We start from the raw sequence: 24,908 nt of genomic DNA, 5'->3' as shown, positions 1-24,908 counted from the left end.
GATTTAGTCCTTGAATTGCAAGCGGTAGAGCCCGGCATAAAGCCCGCCCTGTGCCAGAAGTTGGTCATGTGTGCCGGTTTCCGCAACCCTGCCATGGTCCATCACCACGATTTTGTCGGCATTGCGCACAGTGGCCAATCGGTGCGCGATCACCAAAGTGGTGCGGCCTTGGCTGCCGAGCGCGAGGGCTTCGGCCACGATGGATTCGGATTGCGCGTCCAAGGCCGAGGTGGCCTCATCCAGCAGCAGCACGGGCGCGTCCTGCACCAAAGCCCGCGCAATCGCCACGCGTTGGCGCTGGCCGCCCGACAGGGCAGAGCCGCGCGGACCGACCGGGGTATCGACGCCGCGCGCCAAAGCCGACAGGAAATCTGCAACATGGGCTGCGCGCAGGGCGGCCTCCAGCGCATCCGGTGCCACGTTGCGGCCCAAGGCGATGTTCTCGGCGAGGGTTTCGTCAAACAGGGACGAGTCTTGCGTGACGGTGGCAAACAGCGCGCGTTGATCGGCCAAAGCGAGGCCAGAGGCGGCGACACCTCCGATATGAATCACGCCACTGGCGGGCTCCAAAAGGCCGGTCAGCAGGTGGAACACCGTGCTTTTGCCTGCACCAGAGGACCCGACCAGCGCTGTGGTCTTGCCTGCCTCAGCCGTGAAGGTCAGCCCGCGCAGCACGGGTTGGTCGCCATGCGCGAAGCTGACATCCTCAAACCGGATTTCTGGTGCGCCGGCGGCGGGCAGCGCAAGGCTGACTTCCGGGCGCGGATAGGCGGGGCGGGCATCGAACAGCGCGTAGATCCGCTCTAGACTGGCAGAGGCGACTTGCCAGGTGCCCGCCATCTCGCCCAACCGGCGCAAAGGTTGGAAGGTCAGCGACATCGCGGTGAAGAACGACATGAAATCGCCGGTGGTGCGCTGACCAGACGAAATTTCATCCCCCGCCATCAGCAGCACGGCGAAAAAGCCAAGGCCGGTGACCAGATCAATCATCCCCGGCATCAGGCTGCGCGCGAAGATCGAGCGCACTTCGGCGCGGCGGATTGACTTTAGCACCGTGCGGAAGCGCCCGGTTTGGTAATCTTCCATCCGGTTCAGTTTGACCGCATTGATGCCGTGGAAAATTTCATCCAATCTTGTGGCGCGCTGGCCTGCCTGATCGCGCAACTCATTGGATTTGCGCCGCACATAGCGTTGCAACATCGCGGCGGGCAGGATCAGCAAAGGCGCGCCGATCAGCGCCGCCAGTGTCCAGCGCAGATCAATCGAGACGGCCACCGCAAGCAGCGCGGCCAGCCCCAAAAGGTCGCGGCCAATGCCGGTGACCAAGGCGCTCCAGATGCCCTGCACCGCCCCTGTGTCGCCCTGCACGCGTTCAATCAGCACGCCGGGCGGGTTGGTTTGGAAAAACGGCGCGTCCAGTGTCAGGATATGGCGCAAAAGGTCGGATTGCATTGCCGCAGACACCCGCTGCGAGATCGACCAGATCAGCGTGCGCGACACCACCACAGTGAAGGCACGGGTGGCGAACAGGCCGAAAATCGCAAAGCCGACCCCGTAAAGGGCAGCCTCGCCTCCGGGAGTGAACACCACGTCGAACAGCGGTTTTAGAAGGTACGACAGCCCACCCAGCGCGCTGCCCTCGATGATCATCAACAGCAGGCACAGCAGGATGCCCCATGTGTGCTGACGGATATAGCTTGACCAAAATCGCCGGAGTAGGCTGGGCCCATGTTGACTGGTTTTGGTTTTGGTCAAAACGGGCACTTTCGATTGCGAACGATTGGCGATTGCGAACGATTGGCGATTGCGAATGGCTGATTTGGTCTAGCTTGCGCAGGCGGTAAGGGCAAGCCTAGCTGCGGCTGCGCGGGCGGGGCGGTGTCGGCGGCGATTGACGCGGCATATCGGCCCGGATAGCCATGTCAGGTTTGTATTTGGAGCCTGACATGACCCTAGCCAACGGCCGTCCTTACCTTGCCATTCCCGGCCCCTCGGTGATGCCCGACCGGGTGCTTGCGGCGATGCACCGGGCGGCGCCGAACATCTATGAGGGGGCTTTGTATGATCTGGTGGCCTCGCTTTGGCCGGATCTGAAGGCGCTGGCGGGGACCAAAGCTTCGGTTGCGGCCTATATCGGCAACGGTCATGCGATCTGGGAGGCGGCGAACGCCAACATGTTCTCGCGCGGCGAGAAGGCTTTGGTGCTGGCGACCGGGCAATTTGGGCTGTCTTGGGCCAATTCGGCGCGCGCGATGGCGATTGATGTGGACGTGCTGGATTTCGGCAAATCCGCGCCTGTCGATATGAGCCGCGTGGAGGCGGTGCTGCGCGCGGATAAGGCGGGCCGGATCAAGGCGGTGCTGACGACGCAGGTGGATACGGCGAGCACGATCCGCACCGATGTGGCGGCACTGCGGGCCGTGATGGATAGCGCCGGGCATGGCGCGCTGTTGGCGGTGGATTGCATCGCATCACTGGGGTGTGATGAATACCGCATGGATGATTGGGGGGTCGATGTCACGGTGGCGGCGAGCCAGAAGGGGCTGATGACGCCGCCGGGGATGGGGTTCATCTGGTTTTCCGATAAGGCGCGGGCGCGGACTTTGGGCGCGGATTTGCGCACGCCGTATTGGGATTGGACCCCGCGCGCGGACGGCGAGGAGTTCTGGCAGTTGTGGAACGGCACCGCCCCGACGCATCATCTTTATGGGCTGCGCGAGGCGTTGACGATGATCGGCGAGGAGGGGCTGCCTGCGGTTTGGGCGCGGCATGACTGCCTCGCGCGCACAGTTTGGGCGGCGTTTGACTGCTGGGCGGCGGGCAATCCTTTGATCGGGCTGAATGTGGCGGACGCTGTGCATCGCGGGCGGTCGGTGACGGCGGCGCGGTTTGGCGCACCACATGCGACGCGGCTGCGGGAATGGTGCGAGCATCGCGCCGGGGTGACTTTGGGGATCGGGCTTGGCATGGCCCCGAGTTCGGACCCGGCTTATCACGGGTTTTTGCGGGTGGCTCATATGGGGCATGTGAACGCCCATATGACCCTGGGCGCGCTGGCGGTGATGGAGGCCGGGATGATCGCTTTGGATATCCCGCATGGGCCGGGGGCCTTGGCGGCAGCGGCGCAGGTGGTCGCGGCGGGGGCTGGGGTTTGAGGGCTGTTTGCGTGTGGACAGGTTTGCGGGCGTGGGATTTCAACGGGTGAGCCTTGGGTCGTTCACAGGGTGTTAATCTCTGCTGGGCGTGACCTGAACCGGGTGCGGTCTCGGCCCCCATCGAGGGGGCGCTTGACCGCGCTGCCGGGCGATGGTTTTGCCACGCGGTGCCTGGTTTCGATGGTGGATCGCTCCGCGGGGAGTATTTGGCAAAGAGCAAATCATGGCGAGATTGAGGGAATGGACTTTAATGTGTCCGGACGGGGCGGTTTTGGATTTCGCGAAAAACACAAAAATTGAAAAAATGCGGTCGCACATCGCGAGAGGCAGCAATTTTCGATTTCTGATACTCCGCAACGGCGATAGCCTGCTTTGACGCAAGGGGAGGCTGGTGCGATGACGGATGAAGCGGGCGGGATGTTGGAGGCGGCCTGTCATTGCGGGGCGGTGCAGTTTCTGGTGCGGCTGAGCGATGGGGTGGCCAGCGCGCGCCGCTGTGATTGCTCGCTGTGCCGGATGCGTGGGGCGGTTGTGGTCTCGGCGCAGGTTGGCGAGATTGTGTTTGTGCGCGGTGAGGAGAATTTGAACCTTTACCAGTTCAACACGAGGGTGGCGCGGCATTATTTCTGCAAGACCTGTGGCATCTACACCCATCATCAGCGCCGGTCGGACCCTGGGCAGTTTGGTGTCAATGTGGCCTGTATTGCGGGGATGTCACCGTTTGATTTTGCTGAGATTTTGGTGTTGAACGGGGTGGCGCATCCTGCGGATTCTGGCGGCGGAAACCGAGTGGCGGGGGTGTTGCGGTTCTCAAAGACCTGAGCGGGTGTTTGGGATGACGGGCGGTCTTGGCCGCAATCGCGGCGGCGCTTAACCGCGCTGCCGGGAATGGCTTTGCAGGCTTGGGTCGGGGTAGGATGTTGGACGCTCTGCGGGAAGTATTTGGCAAACAGCAATGTCTGTCTGCGGAGGCTCGGGTCGAAGCTGGGCATGTTTGAGGGGTTATGGACGCGGTTTATCCGGGGCAGGCCTGATACCGAGCACGGCTGCTGACAGCACCCAGCACGATCCGCAATTGATCCAGCATGTCATCGCTGCGATGCGACCCATGTGAAAGTGCGATTGGCTTGCTGACCAGAGTCTCACTTGACCCGAGCCAATCGACGGCATTTTTCAGCCCGCCCGGAATTGAGCTTACATATTCAGGGCTTGCGATGAGTATTTCATATGCCTCCTAGATGGCTTTGACGAAATCGTCAACCGGAGCGGGTGGGGCAAGAAGCTTAAGATCGGGTGAAAATATCAGTGATCTAGAGATGTGATCCGAGATCGCAATGCTGTGTTCGGGCCCCGCCGCGGTTTGCAGCGGCGCAGCAGTGCCGTGTTGGACGCGTTCGCGCGCAGGCTTCCTGAGATGACAATAAATTTCATGTCAGGCAAAAGGGAGTTGTTTTTCCGAATGTCAACGACGGCTGCGGTTCGCACGCCCCAGGTTGGCCCTTGCCACGCTTCCTTTCGCAACGGCGGTATCGTGCTCGGCAGCATCAAGATCGCCCGTCCATGCGCAAACACGAAGTCTATCTGTGGACGCGGCCGATGTTTCCCTGCAACGGCTGATGTTTCCCTCGGACGATGTTGGCCATCGTCGGCGCCTATATCTGTCTGCGTCAGGGTCGGGTCGAACCGATCTGGACGGTGCCGGCGCTGGGTGGCGTGACCCATTTGTGTGGCGCACCCATCGTGAACGACTGGCACGAAAATCGGTCCTTTTTGCCCGCAGCCCGGCAAGCCGCACCGAGGTCCCGCCAAGGCGTGTGCTGTCTGCCCTTGGAGCGCGTGGATGTGCTGGACCCCGAAACCTTGCAAGCCGTGCCGCGTGAAGACCAAACCATGGGCGCGGCGATGTTTCGCGGCATTGTCGTGATGAAGGGCTATTTCCGTAACCCTAAAGCCATCGTTAAGGCCTTTTCTGACGGCTGGTTTCACTCTGGCGATCTGGGCGTGATGCACCCAGACGGATGATCGTCGTCAGCCGCGATGAAGCAATTCGCGATGTATGCGATTTTCGGCATCCCTTAGCGCTTGGCGCGGGGGTTTTTTGCCAAAAACAGCGTCATGTATTTCTGTGCCTAGAATGGTCTCGATCAGGTTGAACTCTGGAATTGGTGGGCGAGCCCATGTGACCAGTTCATTCCTGCGCGCCATTTGATCCACCATGCTGACGATGGGCGACGAGGCAAGAGCCTCGGGGTCGGCACAAACGGAAAAGCGGGGAGCGACGGGAAAGCCATTCTTAACATGGGCTTTCATCGCTTCGGGCGAGACCATCCAGGCTATGGCGTTCATGATCTGGCGTTGGCGGGCAGGCTGGACGTTGGCTGGAATGGTCATCAGAAAGCCGCCGATCGGGGCGGCTATCTTTCGCAACCGGCGCGATGGGGGCGGCAGATAGGCCACCCGGCGCGCGACTTTTGAGCTGAGTTCATGTTCAAAACGTGCAGCACGCATCGTCCAGCAATAGGCCAGCCCAACCTGTCCATACATAAAGTACGACAGCCCACGTTCCCAATCGACCTCGGCAATATCAGGCGGCGAAACCTCGGCCAGTTGCCGCATGTAGTCGATGGCGTCTATCGAGTCAGTCGTATCGATCTGCAGTTTCAGCTTTTCAAACCGACGTGCATGCAAACTTTCGTGGTTGTGCATCGGCATTTCGATGATCGTTTTTTGGCAGGCTGCAAGAAAGAACATGAAGGAATTGGCAATCGGCATGCCCCTTTGGCCATTCCAGGCGATTCCATAAAACTCTTTCGCGGGATTGTGCAGCGCTCGTGCCGCGCGAATTGTTTCATCAAACGTCGTTGGGTAGGACAGCCGCTTTTCTTCGAACAGATCACTGCGTGCCGCCAGAATCTCAACTGTGCAATACAGCGGGATACCGTATTGGGTGCCTTTCCAATTGCCCGTGCCCCAGACGGATGGATGGAAATCAAGCGGGTTGATGGCGGCATCGGTCAACAGACCATCCAGCGGGGCAAGGCAGCCTTTTTCTACGAATTCGCCCAGCCAAGGCATGTTCAGGGCGACAACATCATGGTCGGGTGCGGCTGCGGCAAAGGCCTTGTGGGCACTGGTATAAAGGTCGGGCAGGCGCAGCAATTGAAAGCTGCTTTTGCGGCCCAGATCATTGCGGAAGTCAGACCACATATTCCGCATTGCCGAGAAATAGTTGTCGTCGTTCAGAAGGAACCGAATATCGCCCAACACCTTTGAGGAAATGTCATCGCCCCGCACAGGAGAGATGATTTGCGCCGCAAAGTAGCTGCCGCCAAAGTAGTATTCGTTGGCCTCCGACCCTTGGCGCAGCCCGAATGTTTTGGCCAGATGGCCTTTCACATGGGTGGCATAGTTCACAAAGCTGTGCTGCAACACATCCGTTGGTTCCAGAAAATGGGTTTTCAGCCCGCCACCGCGGGGCACCTGACGGATCAGGTTATCTGCGATCATGGTTGTGATCAGACGGTTTCCGGTGCTGTAAGGCACACCAGCCAGCGTCACCAAGCCGGATTTGTCTATCGGTCGCCTGCGCAAGTGGGCATCGACCAGTTCCAGGACCACATTCCAGAACACGTCCTTTGTCGCACCCGGCATATGCGTATCAAACGGCGCGCGCAGTTTGCGCAGAAAATCAACGATCCGAGACAGCTCGTGGCTGGTCAGTTCTGACGTGGGGGCAATGGATGTGTTGACCTGCTGCAAGAGTGTGATCCAGCTAAGCGGAGATTTCGGACTGCCATTTCACCAAAGCGAAGAAATCCTGATCCCGCAAGCCTGAATTGGCCGCCGCACGGTACAATTCAAGGATAAGCCCCGTGGTGAGCAGCGGCACGCCGTTGGCACGGCCTGCATCGCTGATCAGGCTGAAATCCTTGATCATCTGTTGCACACTAAAGGCGGGGGCATAGTCTTGAGCGACAACGGCGGCGGCCTTGTATTTCAACAGGGGCGAGGCGACGGCGCTTTCGCAAATCACCTCCATCATGCTGGCCGGGCTGAGGCCGCCACTGGCCCCAAGGGCAATGGCCTCGGCCAGAATCGCAGAGGTGGCACCGACCAACGTATTGATCACCAGCTTCATGTATCGGGCTTCTTCGGCTTGCCCCAGGTAGAACTGACGCGATGACAACAGCCTGATCGCAGGAATTGCTGTATCCCAGCCTTGTTGATCGCCAGAGGCCAAAACCGTCAGGGTGGCCGTTTCTGCCATGGCCGTGCTTCCAGAAAGTGGCGCGCGCAGGTAGAAAATCCGTTTATCTTTCAATGCGTATGCAACTTCAGCAGAACATTCTGGCGAAACCGTGCTCATCTCGACAAGAACCGATCCGGCAGCCATATGCTGCGCAAGCCCTGCGGCGCCCAACACAACGTCACGCAGCACCTTGTCGTTTGGCAAGGTGGCAAAGACGATGCTGTTGCTGCTGTGCGCTGACAGGTTTTCCGCAGCCGTTGCCCCGGCGCGCACCAGATCATCACGGGCATCGTCATCAGGCTCGCTCACGGACAACCTTGCGCCAGCGGCCAGCAGATTGCGGATCATGGGCGCACCCATTTTACCCGCACCGATCCAACCAATACCCATGCCCGCGACACCCAAGCGCGATATCTCTGCAACGTCTTTGTTCATGCTGCGCCCCGAGCTAACTTCATCTTGTGTGTAAAACTTCGCAATGACGGTGTTTGCGATAATTTATTCGAAACGGATAAATTTGCGCATTCGGTCCGAGCAGGATTTGTTATCGATTTGGCAGGGAGTGAATTTGCGTCATTTCGACCCGCCAAGAATACGCGACTGGCGAGGGTGCTGCTGTACCTTCGCCGCCAACCGAGAAACTGGCGGGTTGTTGACGACAGACCATGACGGGACGACGGGGAGCGCCTGCCGCATGCAAAGCGGCGCGCGACAGACGCAGGGAGCACGCGAATGAGAGCAGTTCGGTTTCACGGAGCAAGAGATATCCGTGTCGAAGACGTGGCAGAGCCATCAGGCACGCTTGCGCCCGATGATGTCTTGATTGCGCCTGCAGTTACCGGCATTTGCGGCACTGATCTGCATGAATACCTTGCAGGCCCCATCGTCACGCCGAAAGAACCGCATATCTACACCGGAGCCACCAATCCACAGATCCTTGGCCACGAATTTTCCGCCCGCGTTTTGGCAGTGGGGGATGCGGTGTCCCATGTGTCCGCCGGAGATCGCATTTCGATCCAACCGCTGTTGTCGCCGCGCAATGACTATTACGGCAAGCGGGGCCTGTATCATCTGTCACCGTCGATGGGCTGTGTCGGCCTAAGCTGGGCATGGGGTGGCATGGCGGAAAAGGCCGTGATCAAGGATTATAACGCGCAACCCGTGCCCGACAGCATCACCGATGATCAGGCCGCTATGATCGAGCCTGCAGCGGTCGCCCTGTACGGCGTTGACCGGGGTGGGATCACCGCCGGATCGACGGTTCTGGTTTCCGGCGCGGGTCCGATCGGGGCGCTGACGGTGCTTGCGGCCAAGGCGGCGGGAGCGGCTATCATCATCGTGTCGGAACCCAACCCTAACCGCCGCCGCATCATATCGGAAATCGCGCCCTATGCGGTGGTGGTTGATCCGCGCAGCGCCAATCTGGCGCAAGTGGTCGGCGACCTGACCGAGGAAGGCGTCGGCGTAGATGTGGCGCTGGAATGTGTGGGGCTGGAAGCATCTTTGAACGCCTGTGTGCAGGCCGTGCGGCGGCAAGGCCGTGTGGTGCAGGTCGGCCTGCACATGAAACCCGCCAGCATTGATGCCATGCTTTGGGCGCTGAAGGACATCACGGTCGAGGCGACATGGTGCTACCCCACCCACATGTGGCCGCGCATCGCCCGCATGATCGCCGCAGGCACATTCCCAGTGGAAAAAGTCATCACCGCCCGCATCGACGCCGCCGATGTGGTGGCCAAGGGATTTGAGGCTCTGCTGGACCCAGCGGGCGAACATCTGAAAATACTGGTCACGACTTGACCAAGCACCAAAGCAAGAAAGACAACAAGATGAGCAAGAACAACGTCGCCCTAATCGTGGGTGCCACGGGACTATCTGGCAGCTATACGGGCCAGTTGTTGAAAGAACAGGGCTGGACCGTGGTCACCCTGTCGCGCAGTGCCGCTGATCTGGAGTTTTCAGATCGCCATATCTCGGCGGATTTGCAAGATGCAGCGGCGTCGGCGATTGCGCTAAAGGCCGCGGGCGATGTGACCCATGTGTTCTTTTGCACATGGTCGCGTCAGGCCAATGAGGCTGAAAACGTGCGCGTCAATGCCCTGATGATCCGCAATCTTTTTGACGGTCTGTCCGCCGCCCCCATCCGCCACGCGGCACTTGTGACCGGGCTGAAGCATTATCTTGGATCGTTCGACGACTATGCAAAGGTCAAACCCTATACGCCGTTTCTGGAAAGCAGCCCGCGTTTGCCTGGCCTGAATTTTTATTACGCCCAAGAAGACGTGCTGTTTGAGATGGCGGAAAAGCGCGGCTTTACTTGGTCTGTGCATCGCCCGCATACGATGATCGGTTTTGTCATCGGCAATGCGATGAACATGGCGGTAACGCTGGCTGTTTATGCCAGCATCTGCAAACACACCGGACGGCCTTTCGTCTATCCCGGCTCGCCAGAGCAGTTGAACGCTGTGGCCGACGTGACCGACGCGCGCCTGTTGGCAAAGCAGTTGCACTGGGCCGCGACAACGCCCGAGGCGGCGAATACCCCCTTTAACACCGCAAATGGGGATGTGTTCCGTTGGTATTGGCTTTGGCAGCAGATCGCCGATTATTTTGAGATCGAGGCTGCCCCCTATCCGGGCAATCCGACCCCGCTGGAAGGCCAGATGGCCGATGCGCAAACAATCTGGTCGCAGATCGTGGCGCAGCATGGCTTGCAGGATATTGCGGTGAGCAAGCTGGCCTCATGGTGGCATAGCGACGCCGATCTGGGCCGCACGTTGGAATGTTTCACCGACATGACCAACAGTCGGAGCCTTGGCTTTGACGCCTATCAATCCAGCCGCAACAGCTTCACCGATGTGTTCGACGAGCTGCGCGCCCGTCGCATCATCCCCGCGTAAGGAGGCAAAAATGCATTACGTCGTCCATTGCCTTGACCATGACGGTGCCATCGATTTGCGGCTGTCTCATTATGACGCGCACAAGGCCTATCTGGCTGCCGCTGCGGTGAAAACCGTGATCTCTGGCCCCCTTTTGGCCGATGATGAGGCGACGATGATCGGCAGTTGTTTCGTGCTGGAGGCCGCAAACCTAGGCGAGGTTGTGGCGTTCAACAGCAATGATCCCTTCGCCAAGGCGGGCCTGTGGAAAACCGTTTCCATCCGTCCGTTTGCCAAGCGCGTGGATAACCGCTGATGGCCCATCCTGTCAAAATCGCGCTGGTCGGCATGGGCTGGTGGGGCCAGAAAATGCTGGCCGTCCTGCAATCGGCACCAGATGACATTCAGGTGGTCCGCGCTGTTGAGCCCAATGTTGAAAGCGTGCGCGAGCTGTGCGCGGGCAAAGGCATTGCCCTGTCGGCAGACTACGCTGATGCGCTGAACGATCCAAGCGTCGAGGCGGTGGTGCTGGCCACGCCCCATTCGCTGCATACCGACCAGATCGCGGCGGCGGTGGCGGCGGGCAAGCACATCTTCTGTGAAAAACCACTGGCGTTGACCAAGGCCGAGGCGGAGCGGTCGGTCGCACTGTGTCGCGCGGCGGGGCTGGTGCTGGGCATGGGCCATGAGCGGCGGTTTGAACCTCCGGTGGCAGACATGCTGGCGATGGCGGATGCCGGGTCGCTGGGCCGGATCCACCAGATTGAGGCGAACTTCAGCCATGATAAATTCCTGTCACTGGCGCGTGACAACTGGCGGCTGAAGGCCGATCAGGCCCCGGCAGGGGGCATGACGGCCACGGGCATCCATTTGTTGGACCTGTCAGTGCGGCTTTTGGGGGCGGCAGAGTCGGTGCTGTGCATTTGCGAGCAGTTGTCGTCCGATCTGCCTCAGGGCGATACGGTGGCTGCGTTCATAAAGTTCAAGGGCGGTGGCACGTCTTATGTGTCGGCATCGCTGGCCAACCCGTTCATCTCGCGCTTTGCGGTGTTCGGGTCCAAAGGCTGGATCGATATTCGGGATAAGGCGCATGTCGAGGCCCCCGATGGCTGGATCGTCACATCTGCGATGGCGGGCGGCCCGATCATCACCACCGAAATCGGCAATGCTGAACCGGTGAAAGACAACCTTGTGGCCTTTGCGCGTGCTGTGCGCGGGGCCGGTTATCCCATCACTGCCGACCATCTGATCAACAATATTGCGTTGCTGGAAGCGGTATTCGCCTCGGCCCGCAGTGGCCGCATCGAAACCGTGGCCTGAACCAGACACTCTTACGAGGACCAAGATGAAAGCCCTTATCTTCGATCAGCCGAACAAGCCTGTCGTCACCAACGTGTCGATACCGACGATCACTGACAACGAGGTGATGATCCGCTCGCGCCGCGTGGGCATTTGCCATTCGGATTATGAACTTATGTCGGGCAATTACATCATCCCAATCTCTTATCCGGTGACGCCCGGTCATGAATGGGTGGGCGAGGTGGTCGAGGTTGGGCGCAACGTCAAGGGTCTGGCGCGTGGTGACCGTGTGGTGGGCGAATGTGTGATCCGCACGCCAGAGCGTATCCACCATTTTGGCTTTTCGATGGACGGTGCAAACCGTGAGTTTTTTGCCGCCCGCCCGGAATGGTTGCACAAACTGCCCGACGGGGTGGATGACGCCAAGGGCGCGCTGATCGAACCCTTCACTTGCGGCTATTATGCGGTGCTGCGCCATGGCGGCGTGGATGCGTCGCAGACCGTGGTGGTCTCGGGCGGCGGCACCATTGGGCTGGTATCGGCAGCAGCGGCGATTGGCATGGGAGCGAAGGTGATCGTCGTTGATCCAGTGCCGCTGCGCCGTGAAATAGCAATGAAGTTAGGCGCTTATGGCACTGTTGACCCATCTGAAGGCCACGCTGTTGAGGCCGTGACTGACATCACCAAGGGCGGTGCTGATCTGGTGGTCGAGGCGGCAGGGCACGCTGCGTCGCTGGCCAATGTCTTCGACTACGCCCGGCCTGAGGGTTTTGTGTCAATGGTTGGCATCAACATCGGCCAGAAATTTCCGGTCGAGTTGGGCAAGATCCAGATCAAGGATCTGACAGTACGCGGCTGTATCGGATCCCCCGGTGTGTGGCCTGCCGCGATCCGGTTTCTGGAACGCACGGCGATCGATCTGTCGCCGATCCAGACCCATAGCTTTGGCTTGGATGATGCGATCACAGCTTACGCGCTGGGCAAAGACCCGGCCCGTGCGGTGAAAATAACATTGGAAATTGCCTGAGATAATCGGGCGCAGAAAGGGAGGGGCCATGGCGCAGTACGACCAATCAGCAGACCCAACCGGGTTTGCGCTTAATCTGGTGTCACTAAAACCCGCACGGGGCTTTGTTACGGTGGTGGTTTCGACAATTGCGCTGATCGTGGTCTGCGCCTTCTTTGCGCCGTCAGCGATTTCGGCAGGGGGGCTGGCGGGTAGCCTACCATTTGCGGCGATCATTGCGATAGTGGGCTTGGGCCAGATGCTGGTGGTGCAGCAGGGCGGGTTCGATCTGTCACTGGCAGGGGGCGTGTCGCTGGCGGTGGTGATCACCACGCATATGTCGGGCGGCAGTGACGCACACCTGCTCGGAGCCATCGCGCTTGCCTTTGCCTGCGCAATTTTGGCGGGGGTGGCGAATGGCATTCTTGTCGGCGTGCTGCGGCTGAACGCGATTGTCGCCACCATCGGGATGAACGCCCTGATGTATGGCGCGGTTTTTGCAGTGTCGGGCGGGGTGCCTCGCATCACCACACCCATGATGGCGCAGATCGCAGGCGGCAAGATCATGGGCATCCCGAACTCGATCCTGTTTGTGATAGCCATCCTGGTGCTGGTCAGCTTTGTGCTGAAGAAAACCGTGGTTGGCCGCCGGTTTGAGGCGATTGGGGCAAACCCTGCCGCTGCCCACGCGGCTGGGCTGCGGGTACGGCTCTATCAGGCGATGGCTTATGTCTTTGCCCAATTGCACTACTGCATGGCCGGGATCCTGATTTCCGGGATCACCCGCGAACCCACCGCGTTTCAGGGCGACAGCCTGTTGTTGCCATCGGTTGCGGTGGTTGTGCTGGCAGGAACGTCCTTGCTGGGGGGGCGCGGATTTCCAGTCTCGACCGTCATCGCGGCGTTCTTTCTGAACCAGTTAAGTCAGTTTGCGCTGGCTGTCGGTGTGCCCTTTTCGGCCCAGACCATCATTCAGGCTTTGGCCTTGGTGTTTGGGATCGGTGTTTACTCGCTGCGCTGGAAACAGGCGGCAACCAAGACTGCACAAAAGTCCAAAACGGAGGAAACGGACAATGTTTAAATCAAAAACGATGACTGCGGCATTCGCTGCAGCAACCTTGACTATGGCCCTTGCCGGGACAACGGCGCTGGCTGAAACCCCGTCGTGGTGCGGGCCAAAGCAAGCATCGCTTGCGCTGCTGGATGGCTTTGGCGGCAACAGCTGGCGTTTGGTGACCACCGCGTCGGGCGCAGAAGAGGCCGCAAAGTGCCCTTCGATCACGCAGTATGAATATGCTGATGGTCAGGGCGACACCCAAAAGGCCATCTCGGACATCAACTCGATGGCCGCGCGCGGGATCAATGCGATGGTGGTGTTTGGCGACGCGGGCCCCGCTGTTCTGCCAGCCCTGACCAATGCGCACCGTGCAGGCACCATCGTTGTGCCGTACCGCGTGAACGTTGGTGGCGTGGAGGGTGAAAACTACGCGAAATTCATCGGCTCGTCCTTTGTCGAGGACGGTGTCAGCTGGGGCAACTGGATCAAGGAAGTCTTGCCCGAAGGCGGCAATGTTCTGTTCCTAAGCGGTCCGGCCGGCAACAGCCAAGGCACAGACGAGTTGGCAGGCATGAAACAGGTGTTGGACGACAAATACGTCTTCATCAACCCCGAGCCCTTTGCCGTCACCAACTGGGACCCGTCCCTGACCCAGCAGGTTCTGTCGGCTGAAATCGCCAAGAATGACAAGATCGACGTGATCGTATCTGACTTTGGTCCGTCATTGGTGGGGGCACTGCCGGTGTTTGCCGAATTCAAGCGGTCGATCCCGGCGCTGGCCACGTCTGACGGCAACTCGCTGTCCTGCTTCTGGGCGCAGAACCACGCGGCCAACCCAGACTTCAAACTGTTCACTGTTGCCACTGGCAACGATAACGTCCGTCTGGCCGTGCAGTGGGCTGTTGCCTTGGCAACCGACGGCACCCCGCCCGCCGATAACATCTTCAAGGCTCCGGTTTATGAAGACTCGGTCTCGGGCACCCCGAACCCCGTAACCTGCCGTGAAGATCTGCCCGGCTCGATCTATCTGTCGGCTGAAATGGCCGATGACGCGCAGGCCAAGGCGGTCGGTCAGTAAAAATAGCTTTGGTCCCGGGCAGGTCATGCCCGGGGCCGACCCCGTAAGATTGCACCGCAAGGACAGCAGGATAAGACATGCCCGAGGGAGCTGCGATGAAAGATCAGGAAACCGAACGGCTTGCAGGCACGGTGACGGCACGGCCCACTATCCGGCTGTCAGGTATCACCAAAAGGTTCGGCGGTGTTGTGGCGCTGTCCAATGTGTCGCTCGACATCTATCCCGGCGAGGTTCACGCGATTCTGGGCGAGAATGGGGCGGGCAAGACCACCCTGATGAACATTATCTCGGGCGTGTTCCGCCCAACATCTGGCACGATCGAATTCAACGGCGAGGTCATCGCCGCAATGACGCCAGAACGCTCAGCCGCGCTGGGCGTGTCGATTTCTTTTCAGCATCCTGCAGTGCTGGATGACCTGTCGGTTCTGGAAAACCTGCGTGTGGCGCTTCCGCCCCGGGTTTTTGCGGCGGGGGACCCTTCAGAGATTGCCCGCGCCATGCTGGATGATGTGGGGCTGCATGTCGCGCTGAATGCGCGGGCTGACAGCCTGACAGTAGCGCAAAAGCACCTGCTGGAGATTGCCAAGGCGTTGGCCACGCGGCCACCCGTGCTGATCCTTGACGAACCAACAGCGGCGCTGGATCTGGACGCCACCGAAATGCTGTTTGCCCGTATCCGCAGCGTGGTGGCGGGGGGGACGGCGGTAATCTACATCACCCACCGGCTGGCAGAATTGCGCCAGATCGCCCACCGCGTCACAGTGTTGCGCGATGGGCGGCTTGAAGGCGGCGCGCTGGTCAGGGATGTCAGCGATGATGATTTGTTGGGAATGATTGTCGGACGCAGCCTTGCATCGGCTTTTCCGCCGAAATGCAGTGAGGCAGCCCCCGCAATCAACCTTGCTGTTCAGCGCCTGTCGGGGCGCACGATTCATGATGTCAGCTTTGCTGTTGGGCGTGGCCAGATCATCGGCATCGCCGGGGTTGAGGGCAACGGGCAATCAGGCGTGATGCGCGCCCTTGCGGGGCTAGAGCCGTGGAAAGGGGAGGTGCGCCTGAACGATACGCTCTTGTCGGCGGCCGAGGTGAAGGCCAAGACCGCTTACATGCCGTCAGACCGCCATCAGGAAGGCATCATTTCCGACCTGACCGTGCGCGAAAATGCGACCTTTTCGGCGCTGGACCAGTTTAGCACTCTTGGTATTCTAAGCCGCCGCAGGGAATTGGGCGCGGTTGGCCAAGTGTTCGGCGCGTTGGCGGTCAAGACGCCGGGACTTGATGCGGGTATCCTGTCGCTGTCGGGCGGCAACCAGCAAAAGGTGGTGATGGCGCGGGCGCTGATGTCAAAACCCGGCTTCATTCTGGCCGATGAACCCACCCAAGGCGTTGATGTGGGCGCACGGTTCGAGATTTACCGCATCCTGCGCGAGGTGTCGCAATCTGGTACACCGGTGATCGTGAATTCATCCGATGCGGCCGAGTTGGAGGGGCTTTGCGATGTGGTGATCGTGATGTCGCGCGGGCGTGTGGCCGAAACCCTGCGCGGGGAAGATATCACCGAAGGCCGCATTGTGGGCGCTGCGGTCAGGGCGCAATCCCATGTCGACGGCGTGGGGGCGGCGACCAAGGCCGCGCAGACCGCAGGGCACAGGTTGCGTCAGTTCATCCAAAGCGACAATGCCACCGTCGTTCCGCTGGCAGCGGTGATCGTGATGCTGGGGCTGTATGTGTTCGGACAGAACGCGAATTATCTTTCGGCCTTCAACCTCTCGAACATTCTTTTGCTGGCGACGGCACTTGGGTTTATCGCCCTTGGGCAAACGATTGCGCTTTTGATGGGGGGGATTGACCTGTCCGTTGGGCCGCTGGCCGGGTTTCTGGTGGTGATTGCGTCGTTCTTTATAAATGATGGACAATCGCCGCAGACCTTCGCGCTAGGATTTGCGTTGATGTTTCTGGCAGCACTGGTGGTGGGCACGATCAACGGCGTTCTGATCCGGTTTGCCAATTTCACCCCGATTGCGGCCACCTTGGCAATGTATATCGGTTTGCAGGGCCTTAGCTTCGTTCTGCGCGACGGGCCGGGGGGCTATATCAGCTTTGCCGTCATGGACACGATCGGCTGGAAACTGGGGCCGTTGCCGGTGGCGTTTATCGTGCTGGTTATCGTGGCACTGCTGGCGGAATACATTCTGCGCAAGCGTCGCTTGGGCTGGCAATTCCGCGCGGTCGGCTCGCATGAGGAATCTGCCCGGCGGATGGGTATTCGGGTGAACCGGGTGATCATTGGCGGCTATATCGCGGTGTCCCTGTTCACCGCACTGGGGGCGATCATGCTGATGGTGCAGATCGGCGTGGGCGACCCGGCACAGGGCGTCAACTATACGCTGGGCAGCATCACGGCGGTGGTGCTTGGCGGCACCAGCCTGCGCGGCGGGCGGGGCACGTTCATTGGCACGGTGATGGGGGCTGTTCTGCTGACCGAGGTTTTGAACGCGGTTTCCTTCCTTGGGCTGTCGCAAACCTATCAATATGTTTTTCAAGGCGCGCTGATCCTTGCGGCAGCGCTGATCTATTCGACCGCCCGTAAACAGGCCGAGGCATGACGATGGAACAGACCTTTATCTACCAATCCGCCCCTGTGCGGGTGCGGTTTGGTGCGGGATCACAGCGTCACGTTGCCGACGAGATTGCAGCGATCGGTGGCACCCGCGCCCTGATCCTGTCGACCCCATTCCAGAAGGATGACGCAGATCGGCTGGCGGCCCGGCTTGGTCCTATGGCCGCGGGCGTCTTTGCCGAGGCCCGGATGCACACGCCGGTTGACGTCACCGCCCGCGCGCTGACGGCCTATGATCAAAGTGGGGCGGATTGCATCGTTTCCTTGGGCGGCGGGTCCACCATCGGGTTGGGCAAAGCGATTGCATGGCGCAATGACGCAGCACACCTTGTGGTGGCGACCACCTATGCCGGGTCCGAGGTGACCGATATCCTTGGCGAAACCGAAGGTGGCGTGAAATCCACCCGCCGTGACCCCCGCATCCGTCCCGAGGCGGTGATCTATGACCCCGAACTGACCCTTGGCCTGCCGGTGGCGATGAGCGTGGCCAGCGGGCTGAACGCCATGGCCCATGCGGCGGAGGGGCTTTACGCTGCCGATGCCAACCCGGTGACATCGCTTATTGCGGTCGAAGGCATTGCCGCTTTGCAACGGGCCTTGCCTGCGATTTACCGCGATCCGGCAGATTTGGCCGCGCGCGGTGATGCGCTTTATGGGTCTTGGCTGTGTGGCACGGTGCTGGGCGCGGTGGCGATGGCGCTGCACCACAAGCTTTGCCACACGCTTGGTGGGGCGCTGGATTTGCCCCATGCCGAAACCCATGCGATCCTGCTGCCGCACACGATGGCGTTCAACGCGGCAGCCGCGCACAGCGCCTTGCGGCCGGCGGCCGCCCTGTTTGGCGGCGATCTGGGCGGCGGGCTTTATGATCTGGCGCTGTCGCTGGGGGCGCCCACGGCTTTGAAAGACTTGGGCGTGAGTCAAAGCGATCTGGCTCGCCTGGCTGATCTGGCCGTGAAAAACCCCTATGCCAACCCGCGCGACGTGACGCGTGATGGTGTGCTGGCGCTGTTGCAGGCCGCTTGGGCCGGAACCCGGCCCGCATCACCCGGACCCGAAAGGACAAGGCTATGACCGCAATTGACTATTTCACCGAAAGCCATTCGGTCGAGGCTGTGAACGGCCGGATGGGCCCGGCCACGGATGCCCGTCTTGCCCATGTCATGGCGCGTCTGGTCACGCATCTGCACGCCTTTATCAAGGATGTGGAGTTGACGCAGGAAGAATGGGCCAATGCCATCGGGTTTCTGACCCGAACAGGCCAGATCTGCGATGGCAACCGGCAGGAATACATCTTGCTTTCGGACGTTCTGGGTGTGTCGATGTTGGTGGACGCTATCAACAATCGCCGCCCGACCGGAGCCACAGAAAACACCGTTCTGGGGCCGTTCCATGTCGACGGCGTGCCGGAATATCCGATGGGTGCGACGATCACCCAAGAGGGCGGCAAGGAAACCTGCCTGTTTGAAGGCACCGTTACTGACCTTGCCGGCACCCCCTTGCAGGGCGTCCGCATCGACGTCTGGTCCGACAACGAGGATGGTTTTTACGACGTTCAGCAACCGGGGCTGCAGCCGACCCACAACAATCGCGGCATCTTTGTCACCGGCCCGGACGGGCGCTATTGGTTCCGTGGGATCAAGCCTGTGGCCTACCCCATTCCAGATGATGGTCCCGTAGGCCAGATGCTGGGCCATCTGGGCCGCCACCCTTACCGCCCGGCGCATATGCACTTCATCATCAGCCGCGCGGGATTTGACACCATCGTCACCCATACTTTCGTGGAGGGTGATAAGTATCTACACTCTGATGCCGTCTTTGGCGTGAAACAATCCCTGATCGCGCCGTTTGATCCAGTACCTGAAGGCGAAACAAAATGGCGATCGACCTTTGATTTCGTGATGCACAAAGGTGCCGCATGACCGGCCCTCGTATTGCGTTTATGGGGACTGGCGCGCAAGGCGCGTCGATTGCGGCTGATTTTGCGCTTGCAGGGCTGGATGTGACGTTCATCGACCAATGGCCCGCGCACATCGAGGCGATCCGCGCGAATGGAATTACCGTCAACCTGCCCACGCGGCAGATCAACGTGCAGGTGCCTGCCCTGCACTTATGTCAGGTGGCCGAGGTCAAGCAGCCTTTCGATCTGATCTTTCTGGTGGTCAAAGCCTATGACACCACATGGGCCACGCAACTGATCAAGCCGGTTCTGGCCGCCGATGGTTTCGTGATCGGCCTGCAAAACGGCATGACCCATGAAGACATCGCCGCCGTCGTAGGCCGTCACCGCACCATCGGCGCGGTGATTGAAATTGCGTCGAACATGTGGGTGCCGGGTGTCACCAACCGCCAGAACGATCATGACGAATCGTGGTTTGCCATGGGCGCGCTGGACCCCGCCCAACAGCACCGGGTTGAAGGCGTGGCCGATCTGTTGCGCCATTCCGGCCATGTCGAGGTGACGACGGATATCCGATCTGCCAAGTGGATGAAACTGGTGGTCAACGCCGCCGAACTGATCCCCTCGGCCATTATCGACACCGCGCTGAACGATGCTGCGCGCGCGCCGGGTATGCTGGATGTGATGCGCGCCGCTGGGTACGAGGCGATGCAGGCGGCCCTTGCCGATGGCGCCACGATCATGCCCATCATCGGAATGCCACCCACCATGAGCAATGATCCAGAACGCTATGTCGATGAGATTTTTGAAAAGGTGCTGTCAACCTTTTCGCGCGAAGACACGCTGACCACCTCGTTGCAAGATTGGCGCAAGGGACGGCGGGCCGAGGTGCAAGAGGTGAATGGCTGGGTGGTGCAGATACTACAGGCCCATGGCCGCAGCGCCCCGGTCAATCAACGCGTGGTCGAGGTTGCGCTTCAGATCGAGGCAGGGGTTTTGGCGGCACACCCCGACAACGCCCGCCTGTTGTTTGAACACCCGCCCGCCTGAACCCATCGGTCCCACGAACAGCAACGAGGGCAACGATGCCAAACGTAAAGATCTATGTTGACGATGCGCTGTATCCCGATTGCCGGGAAAGGCTTTCAAACGCCCTTGGTCCGATCCGCGACATGCTGTGCCGCGATCTGAGGGTTGATGCGCCCGCGTGTCAGTTTGCGGTGATCCCGGTTTGCGCCATGCCCGACTTGCCAAGGGTAAATGTTGAAATGCAGATCATGCCCAAATCGGAACGCAGCCGAGAGGTGGTTCTGGCCGTTTGCACCCATCTGCGCCGCATGGTGCAGGCCGCCACCGATACCCATGTTGCCATCCGTGTTATGGCGCTGGACCCTGAAACATACATTGCGCTGAAATAGGACTGGCCCATGGATAAGACACTTCCCGATCTTGCCGCCGCGGTCGCGGGTATCCCGGATGGCGCGACAGTGATGATCGGCGGCTTTGGCGGATCAGGCGCACCGATTGAGTTGATCCATGCCTTGATCGACCGCTTTCTCGCGACGGGTCATCCCCGTGGCTTGACGGTGGTCAACAACAACGCAGGCAACGGTCATGTCGGCCTTGCTGCGCTGATCGAGGCGGGGATGATGGCCAAGCTGATCTGTTCTTTCCCACGCTCGGCTGATCCGGTGGTGTTCACGCAGATGTATCTTGCGGGCAGGTTGGAGCTGGAACTGGTGCCGCAGGGCACTTTGGCCGAACGCATCCGCGCAGGCGGCGCTGGGATACCGGCGTTTTACACGCCGACCAGCTATGGCACCGACCTTGCCATTGGTAAACCGGTCGAGGTGTTCGACGGGCGACCTTATGTGCAGGAACGCTGGCTGAAGGCAGATTTTGCACTGATCAAGGCACATCTGGGCGACCCTTTGGGCAACCTGACCTACCGGATGGCGGCGCGCAATTTCAACCCCTTGATGTGCATGGCGGCGGCCGTCACCATCGTGCAGGTCAGCCGGATTGTGGCAGCAGGCGAGATTGACCCCGAGGCTGTCATCACCCCCGGCATCTTTGTGCAGGGCGTGGTCGAGACACCAAATCCCGCGCAGGAAGAAGACCTGAACCGCGCCGGGGCAGTTTACCCAGAGGTGGCCGCATGAAACTTTCACCCACGCAAATGGCATGGCGCGCAGCGCAAGACATCGAAGACGGGGCCTATGTCAACCTTGGCATCGGCTTTCCTGAAATGGTGGCCAAGTTCCAACCTCTTGGCCGCGAGGCGATTTTCCATACTGAAAACGGCATCCTTGGCTTTGGAAAAGCCCCCGATCCGGGCCTTGAGGATTGGGATCTGATCAATGCCGGAAAAAAGGCGGTGACACTGAAACCCGGCACCGCGTTCTTTCATCATGCCGACAGCTTTGCCATGGTGCGCGGCGGGCATCTGGATGTCGCAATTTTGGGGGCCTATGAGGTGGCCGAAACGGGCGATCTGGCGAATTGGTCCACCGGGCCCAAAGGGGTGCCTGCGGTGGGTGGCGCGATGGATCTTGTGCATGGGGCCAAGCGGGTGGCGGTGATGACCGATCACGTCACCAAAGACGGCAAGCCCAAACTGCTGCAGCGCTGTTCCTTGCCACTGACGGGCGTTGCTTGCGTGACGCGGATTTACTCCAGCCTTGCGGTGATCGATATTGTTGGTGGCCGCTTTGTGCTGCGCGAAAAGCTGGCGGCGCTGTCGCTGGACGCATTGCAGGCAATGACGGCCGCCACCCTGCATCTTGAGGGCACCGTGGCCGATTTGATCGTACCGGAGCTTTGAGATGACCGAGGTTTTCATCTGCGACTATATCCGCACGCCTATCGGTCGCTATGGCGGAGCGCTTGCATCAGTCCGGCCTGACGATCTGGGCGCAGTGCCTTTGCGGGCGTTGATGACGCGCAATCCGGGCGTGGATTGGGCGGCGGTGGATGATGTGATCTTTGGCTGCGCCAACCAGGCGGGTGAAGACAACCGCAACGTCGCCCGCATGTCGGCGCTGCTGGCAGGCCTACCGCTAGAGGTGAGCGGCACCACGATCAACCGACTTTGTGGCTCTGGCATGGACGCGGTGCTGATGGCGGCGCGGACGATTGCGGCGGACGAGGCCGGGCTGATGATCGCGGGCGGCGTAGAATCGATGTCGCGGGCACCGTTTGTGATGCCCAAGGCCGATGCGGCCTTCTCGCGGCAGGCCGAAATTTACGACACCACCATCGGCTGGCGTTTTATAAACCCGTTGATGGACAAGGCGTATGGCACCCACTCGATGCCACAAACCGGGCAGAATGTGGCTGATGACTATGGTATCAGCCGCGAAGCGCAAGACGTCATGGCGCTGGCCTCGCAGGCCAAGGCAGCAACCGCACAGTCCAACGGGCGGCTGGCCCAAGAAATTGCCGCGGTGACCGTCCCGCAGCGCAAAGGCGAGGCGTTGGTGGTGGCGCGGGACGAACATCCCCGCGCCACCACATCCGAGGCGCTGGCAAAACTGCGGCCAATCTTCGCCAATGGATCAGTGACGGCAGGCAACGCCAGTGGCGTCAACGATGGGGCGGCGGCGCTACTTCTGGCCAATGCCGAAACGGCTGCGCGTTACGGACTGACCCCGATTGCGCGGGTATTGGGTGGGGCCACGGCGGGGGTACCGCCGCGTATCATGGGCATTGGCCCTGCACCCGCCAGCCAAAAACTGATGGCGCGGCTGGGCCTTACCGCCGCCGATTTCGACGTGATCGAGTTGAACGAGGCCTTCGCCGCCCAAGGCATCGCCACGTTGCGGCACTTGGGTATCGCCGACGATGACCTCCGCGTGAACCGCAACGGTGGCGCAATCGCCTTGGGTCATCCTCTTGGCATGTCTGGCGCGCGCATCACTGGCACAGCAGCGCTGGAATTGGCTTTGACGGGGGGCAGGCGGTCACTGTCGACCATGTGCATCGGCGTCGGACAGGGTATCGCCATTGCGCTAGAGCGGGTCTGAATCCGCTTGCTATAAGTGCGCTACCTTTGACGTGAAACAAGGAAAAGATAACTCGCAGAAGGAGAAATCGAATGGCAGAACATGTTTTCGGGATGCACCATATCGGCATCACAGTGCCCGACATCGAGGAAGGCATCGCTTTCTTCAAAGCCGTCTTTGGCGCGGTCGAGGTGTTTCGCACTGGCCCGTTTGATGTGGATGACGCTTTCATGCAGCGCAAGCTTGGAACACCGGCACATACCCGCATCCGCGATCTAGTTTTCCTGCGGTGTGGTGACAGCACCAATGTCGAGCTTTTCGAATACATCGGCGAAGACAGTTCAGCCCGCCCAAAGCGGAATTCCGAAGTCGGGGGCACCCATCTTTGTTTCGAAGTCGAAGATGTGTTTGCCTCGGCAGACCGATTGAAAGCGCAAGGCATCGAACTGCTTGAAGGCCCCAACACTGTGACCGACGGCCCGTTGGCTGGGTTCTCTTGGGTCTATTTCAATGCGCCATGGGGCCAGTCCCTTGAAATCGCCAGCTTTTCATCGTTGGGCTATGAGAAAGACACACCCAAACGTATCTGGCGGGCGAAACCTGCGAGCTGAGAACGGTAAAATTCGACAGCCAAGGTATCGTGGTTGTCCACAAACTCGACCGCGCTCGCTATGGGCGCCTGGGCTGTGTACGCAATACCGTCTCATCACGGAAGGCTGTTTTGCCGAGGGGTGCAATAGAGGAAGACTTTTTGCGCCCTGTGACTTTTTAACCTTTGCTTAAGCTGGTCGTCTGCAAGGGGCCAGTTCGCACTTTAGAAGGCAGGGAGGTTGCGCCTGCTGGCCTTTATGTTTGCTTAGATGAGTTGTGCTGGCCTGCGCCCGTGGAACCGTTTGGGGTGATCACGGTACCGGGTTTGCGGCTTGTGTTTTAATCTTTTGTGAAGATTCTGGATTTACGCCGCGGCGGCCTGTCTTTAGGCCAACGCAGGGCACACAGGGCCTGCGCCAAAAGTGAAAAACCATCCCAAAGCCGCAAAGAACAAAGTGTCTCGCCCCCTAACAATGCTGAGTTTCGGGGGCATCCTTGATCTGGCTGTCCAGATTGGGCTTGACCCAGCCGCCTTAAAAGCTGCCCGGTTGCGGAATTCTGTGCAGATCGCCGACCCAGGCCTCGTCGATCTGTCCAGCATAGATCGCGACATAATCTGCTAGGGCGGCAAAGCGGGCGGCCTTACCGGTAAATGCACGACTTCTCAATATTGTCACCCACCATCTTTCACGCACGCCCATCACCATCGTCTTTTTTCCGGCGTTCTCAATGCTTTGGGTAGTCATACGCTCTTTTCACTTGAGATGACAAAGGTAGTTCCGCCCTACAGTTTGAGGTTTTCGCAGAGGCTGCGCTCTGCGGTTTTTTTTTGAGATGGGGATACCAGGACTGAGTTGCGTCTGCAGCGAAAGGAATGCTTTTGCATTCCGGTCTGGATATTTAAGCTAATGTGAAGGCCGAGATACGTATAATACCAACGGCCATTGTTTCTGACTCTGAGGGGATTCCCAAAGCGTTCAGATTCTGATTCTCTTGTTCCGACGGCAGGGAGGATCGAATGGCAATCGAGGTCACGCGGAAGGAATTGACGGCGGCGGAGCTGCGGGCGG

At 60.0% G+C, this 24,908-nt stretch carries 24 protein-coding genes; 19 read left to right on the top strand and 5 right to left on the bottom strand.

The genetic code is table 11. The features are described 5' to 3' along the window. Positions 1-3 precede the first annotated feature (3 nt). Positions 4-1,755 carry an ABC transporter ATP-binding protein gene (locus Q7V03_RS14095; RefSeq protein WP_304926229.1) on the bottom strand — a complete coding sequence of 584 codons (1,752 nt, stop codon included), beginning with the start codon at positions 1,753-1,755 and terminating at the stop codon, positions 4-6. Between the two features lie 191 nt (positions 1,756-1,946). On the opposite strand from Q7V03_RS14095, the gene Q7V03_RS14090 reads away from it, so the two are divergent. Next, entirely contained in the window at positions 1,947-3,155 is a 1,209-nt protein-coding gene (locus Q7V03_RS14090; protein ID WP_304926228.1) for an alanine--glyoxylate aminotransferase family protein, read from the top strand. 396 nt (positions 3,156-3,551) lie between these two features. Then, on the top strand, positions 3,552-3,977 hold the full coding sequence (locus Q7V03_RS14085; RefSeq protein WP_304926227.1) for a GFA family protein: 426 nt from the start codon (positions 3,552-3,554) through the stop codon (positions 3,975-3,977). Between the two features lie 193 nt (positions 3,978-4,170). Here Q7V03_RS14085 and Q7V03_RS23910 read toward each other — a convergent pair whose 3' ends face one another. Then, positions 4,171-4,371 (bottom strand): NADPH-dependent FMN reductase, encoded by a 201-nt coding sequence (locus tag Q7V03_RS23910; RefSeq protein ID WP_370651132.1) that lies wholly within the window; start codon positions 4,369-4,371, stop codon positions 4,171-4,173. Positions 4,372-4,787: 416 nt separating this feature from the next. Here Q7V03_RS23910 and Q7V03_RS14080 point away from each other — a divergent pair, with 416 nt between their 5' ends. Beyond that, positions 4,788-5,177: a hypothetical protein gene (locus Q7V03_RS14080; protein WP_370651129.1), complete on the top strand. Its 390-nt coding sequence runs from the start codon at positions 4,788-4,790 to the stop codon at positions 5,175-5,177. 6 nt (positions 5,178-5,183) lie between these two features. Here Q7V03_RS14080 and Q7V03_RS14075 read toward each other — a convergent pair whose 3' ends face one another. Both Q7V03_RS14075 and Q7V03_RS14070 read right to left on the bottom strand, forming a co-directional pair. Beyond that, the gene (locus tag Q7V03_RS14075; RefSeq protein WP_304926226.1) at positions 5,184-6,914 is read right to left on the bottom strand and encodes an extracellular solute-binding protein; all 1,731 of its coding nucleotides are present in this window, start codon (positions 6,912-6,914) and stop codon (positions 5,184-5,186) included. A 13-nt stretch (positions 6,915-6,927) separates the two neighbouring features. Then, positions 6,928-7,839, bottom strand: coding sequence for an NAD(P)-dependent oxidoreductase (locus Q7V03_RS14070; protein ID WP_304926225.1), 912 nt, complete (start codon positions 7,837-7,839; stop codon positions 6,928-6,930). 297 nt (positions 7,840-8,136) lie between these two features. Here Q7V03_RS14070 and Q7V03_RS14065 point away from each other — a divergent pair, with 297 nt between their 5' ends. The 16 genes from Q7V03_RS14065 to Q7V03_RS13990 all read left to right on the top strand — a co-directional run bounded on the left by Q7V03_RS14065 (position 8,137) and on the right by Q7V03_RS13990 (position 23,858). Then, positions 8,137-9,204 (top strand): 2,3-butanediol dehydrogenase, encoded by a 1,068-nt coding sequence (locus Q7V03_RS14065; RefSeq protein ID WP_304926224.1) that lies wholly within the window; start codon positions 8,137-8,139, stop codon positions 9,202-9,204. A gap of 29 nt (positions 9,205-9,233) precedes the next feature. Then, complete coding sequence (locus tag Q7V03_RS14060) at positions 9,234-10,304, top strand: SDR family oxidoreductase (RefSeq protein ID WP_304926223.1); 1,071 nt, start codon at positions 9,234-9,236, stop codon at positions 10,302-10,304. Between the two features lie 10 nt (positions 10,305-10,314). Then, on the top strand, positions 10,315-10,599 hold the full coding sequence (locus Q7V03_RS14055; RefSeq protein ID WP_304926222.1) for a YciI family protein: 285 nt from the start codon (positions 10,315-10,317) through the stop codon (positions 10,597-10,599). Continuing rightward, complete coding sequence (locus Q7V03_RS14050; protein WP_304926221.1) at positions 10,599-11,603, top strand: Gfo/Idh/MocA family protein; 1,005 nt, start codon at positions 10,599-10,601, stop codon at positions 11,601-11,603. The genes Q7V03_RS14055 and Q7V03_RS14050 overlap by 1 nt, the downstream gene beginning before the upstream one ends. Before the next feature lie 25 nt (positions 11,604-11,628). After that, positions 11,629-12,609, top strand: coding sequence for a zinc-binding dehydrogenase (locus Q7V03_RS14045; RefSeq protein ID WP_304926220.1), 981 nt, complete (start codon positions 11,629-11,631; stop codon positions 12,607-12,609). 28 nt (positions 12,610-12,637) lie between these two features. Further along, positions 12,638-13,669: an ABC transporter permease gene (locus tag Q7V03_RS14040; protein ID WP_304926219.1), complete on the top strand. Its 1,032-nt coding sequence runs from the start codon at positions 12,638-12,640 to the stop codon at positions 13,667-13,669. Continuing rightward, on the top strand, positions 13,662-14,723 hold the full coding sequence (locus Q7V03_RS14035) for a substrate-binding domain-containing protein (RefSeq protein ID WP_304926218.1): 1,062 nt from the start codon (positions 13,662-13,664) through the stop codon (positions 14,721-14,723). The genes Q7V03_RS14040 and Q7V03_RS14035 overlap by 8 nt, the downstream gene beginning before the upstream one ends. Positions 14,724-14,800: 77 nt before the next feature. Next, positions 14,801-17,329 (top strand): ATP-binding cassette domain-containing protein, encoded by a 2,529-nt coding sequence (locus Q7V03_RS14030; protein WP_304926217.1) that lies wholly within the window; start codon positions 14,801-14,803, stop codon positions 17,327-17,329. Next, positions 17,326-18,417, top strand: a complete 1,092-nt coding sequence (locus tag Q7V03_RS14025; RefSeq protein WP_370651128.1) for a maleylacetate reductase — start codon at positions 17,326-17,328, stop codon at positions 18,415-18,417. Before Q7V03_RS14030 ends, Q7V03_RS14025 begins: the two co-directional genes overlap by 4 nt. Beyond that, positions 18,414-19,265 carry a dioxygenase gene (locus Q7V03_RS14020; protein WP_304926216.1) on the top strand — a complete coding sequence of 284 codons (852 nt, stop codon included), beginning with the start codon at positions 18,414-18,416 and terminating at the stop codon, positions 19,263-19,265. Before Q7V03_RS14025 ends, Q7V03_RS14020 begins: the two co-directional genes overlap by 4 nt. Beyond that, entirely contained in the window at positions 19,262-20,293 is a 1,032-nt protein-coding gene (locus Q7V03_RS14015; RefSeq protein WP_304926215.1) for a ketopantoate reductase family protein, read from the top strand. Before Q7V03_RS14020 ends, Q7V03_RS14015 begins: the two co-directional genes overlap by 4 nt. A 35-nt stretch (positions 20,294-20,328) precedes the next feature. Further along, a complete protein-coding gene (locus Q7V03_RS14010) occupies positions 20,329-20,661 on the top strand; it encodes a hypothetical protein (protein ID WP_304926214.1) in 333 nt (110 codons plus the stop codon). Between the two features lie 9 nt (positions 20,662-20,670). Next, a complete protein-coding gene (locus Q7V03_RS14005) occupies positions 20,671-21,405 on the top strand; it encodes a 3-oxoacid CoA-transferase subunit A (RefSeq protein ID WP_304926213.1) in 735 nt (244 codons plus the stop codon). Continuing rightward, complete coding sequence (locus Q7V03_RS14000) at positions 21,402-22,067, top strand: 3-oxoacid CoA-transferase subunit B (RefSeq protein WP_304926212.1); 666 nt, start codon at positions 21,402-21,404, stop codon at positions 22,065-22,067. The genes Q7V03_RS14005 and Q7V03_RS14000 overlap by 4 nt, the downstream gene beginning before the upstream one ends. Position 22,068: 1 nt before the next feature. Beyond that, the gene (pcaF, locus tag Q7V03_RS13995; RefSeq protein ID WP_304926211.1) at positions 22,069-23,268 is read left to right on the top strand and encodes a 3-oxoadipyl-CoA thiolase; all 1,200 of its coding nucleotides are present in this window, start codon (positions 22,069-22,071) and stop codon (positions 23,266-23,268) included. A 71-nt stretch (positions 23,269-23,339) separates the two neighbouring features. Further along, positions 23,340-23,858, top strand: coding sequence for a VOC family protein (locus tag Q7V03_RS13990; protein ID WP_304926210.1), 519 nt, complete (start codon positions 23,340-23,342; stop codon positions 23,856-23,858). A gap of 513 nt (positions 23,859-24,371) precedes the next feature. Here the strand turns inward: Q7V03_RS13990 and Q7V03_RS13985 are convergent. Then, a complete protein-coding gene (locus Q7V03_RS13985; RefSeq protein WP_304926209.1) occupies positions 24,372-24,584 on the bottom strand; it encodes a hypothetical protein in 213 nt (70 codons plus the stop codon). Positions 24,585-24,908: the final 324 nt, after the last annotated feature.

The sequence above is a fragment of the Cypionkella sp. genome (assembly GCF_030652235.1).
GTDB lineage: Bacteria > Pseudomonadota > Alphaproteobacteria > Rhodobacterales > Rhodobacteraceae > Cypionkella.
Note: the sequence above shows the minus strand (reverse complement) of the source record. Positions and strands in the feature narration are given on the sequence as shown.

Coding starts and splice junctions, on each gene's coding strand:
- Q7V03_RS14080 (WP_370651129.1), top strand. CDS start 4,788: ATGTTGGCCATCGTCGGCGCCTATATCTGTCTGCGTCAGGGTCGGGTC.
- Q7V03_RS13990 (WP_304926210.1), top strand. CDS start 23,340: ATGGCAGAACATGTTTTCGGGATGCACCATATCGGCATCACAGTGCCC.
- Q7V03_RS14020 (WP_304926216.1), top strand. CDS start 18,414: ATGACCGCAATTGACTATTTCACCGAAAGCCATTCGGTCGAGGCTGTG.
- Q7V03_RS14040 (WP_304926219.1), top strand. CDS start 12,638: ATGGCGCAGTACGACCAATCAGCAGACCCAACCGGGTTTGCGCTTAAT.
- Q7V03_RS14000 (WP_304926212.1), top strand. CDS start 21,402: ATGAAACTTTCACCCACGCAAATGGCATGGCGCGCAGCGCAAGACATC.
- Q7V03_RS14085 (WP_304926227.1), top strand. CDS start 3,552: ATGACGGATGAAGCGGGCGGGATGTTGGAGGCGGCCTGTCATTGCGGG.
- Q7V03_RS14090 (WP_304926228.1), top strand. CDS start 1,947: ATGACCCTAGCCAACGGCCGTCCTTACCTTGCCATTCCCGGCCCCTCG.
- Q7V03_RS14065 (WP_304926224.1), top strand. CDS start 8,137: ATGAGAGCAGTTCGGTTTCACGGAGCAAGAGATATCCGTGTCGAAGAC.
- Q7V03_RS14005 (WP_304926213.1), top strand. CDS start 20,671: ATGGATAAGACACTTCCCGATCTTGCCGCCGCGGTCGCGGGTATCCCG.
- Q7V03_RS14015 (WP_304926215.1), top strand. CDS start 19,262: ATGACCGGCCCTCGTATTGCGTTTATGGGGACTGGCGCGCAAGGCGCG.
- Q7V03_RS14035 (WP_304926218.1), top strand. CDS start 13,662: ATGTTTAAATCAAAAACGATGACTGCGGCATTCGCTGCAGCAACCTTG.
- pcaF (WP_304926211.1), top strand. CDS start 22,069: ATGACCGAGGTTTTCATCTGCGACTATATCCGCACGCCTATCGGTCGC.
- Q7V03_RS14025 (WP_370651128.1), top strand. CDS start 17,326: ATGACGATGGAACAGACCTTTATCTACCAATCCGCCCCTGTGCGGGTG.
- Q7V03_RS14045 (WP_304926220.1), top strand. CDS start 11,629: ATGAAAGCCCTTATCTTCGATCAGCCGAACAAGCCTGTCGTCACCAAC.
- Q7V03_RS14030 (WP_304926217.1), top strand. CDS start 14,801: ATGCCCGAGGGAGCTGCGATGAAAGATCAGGAAACCGAACGGCTTGCA.
- Q7V03_RS14070 (WP_304926225.1), bottom strand. CDS start 7,839: ATGAACAAAGACGTTGCAGAGATATCGCGCTTGGGTGTCGCGGGCATG.
- Q7V03_RS14010 (WP_304926214.1), top strand. CDS start 20,329: ATGCCAAACGTAAAGATCTATGTTGACGATGCGCTGTATCCCGATTGC.
- Q7V03_RS13985 (WP_304926209.1), bottom strand. CDS start 24,584: ATGACTACCCAAAGCATTGAGAACGCCGGAAAAAAGACGATGGTGATG.
- Q7V03_RS14060 (WP_304926223.1), top strand. CDS start 9,234: ATGAGCAAGAACAACGTCGCCCTAATCGTGGGTGCCACGGGACTATCT.
- Q7V03_RS14055 (WP_304926222.1), top strand. CDS start 10,315: ATGCATTACGTCGTCCATTGCCTTGACCATGACGGTGCCATCGATTTG.
- Q7V03_RS14050 (WP_304926221.1), top strand. CDS start 10,599: ATGGCCCATCCTGTCAAAATCGCGCTGGTCGGCATGGGCTGGTGGGGC.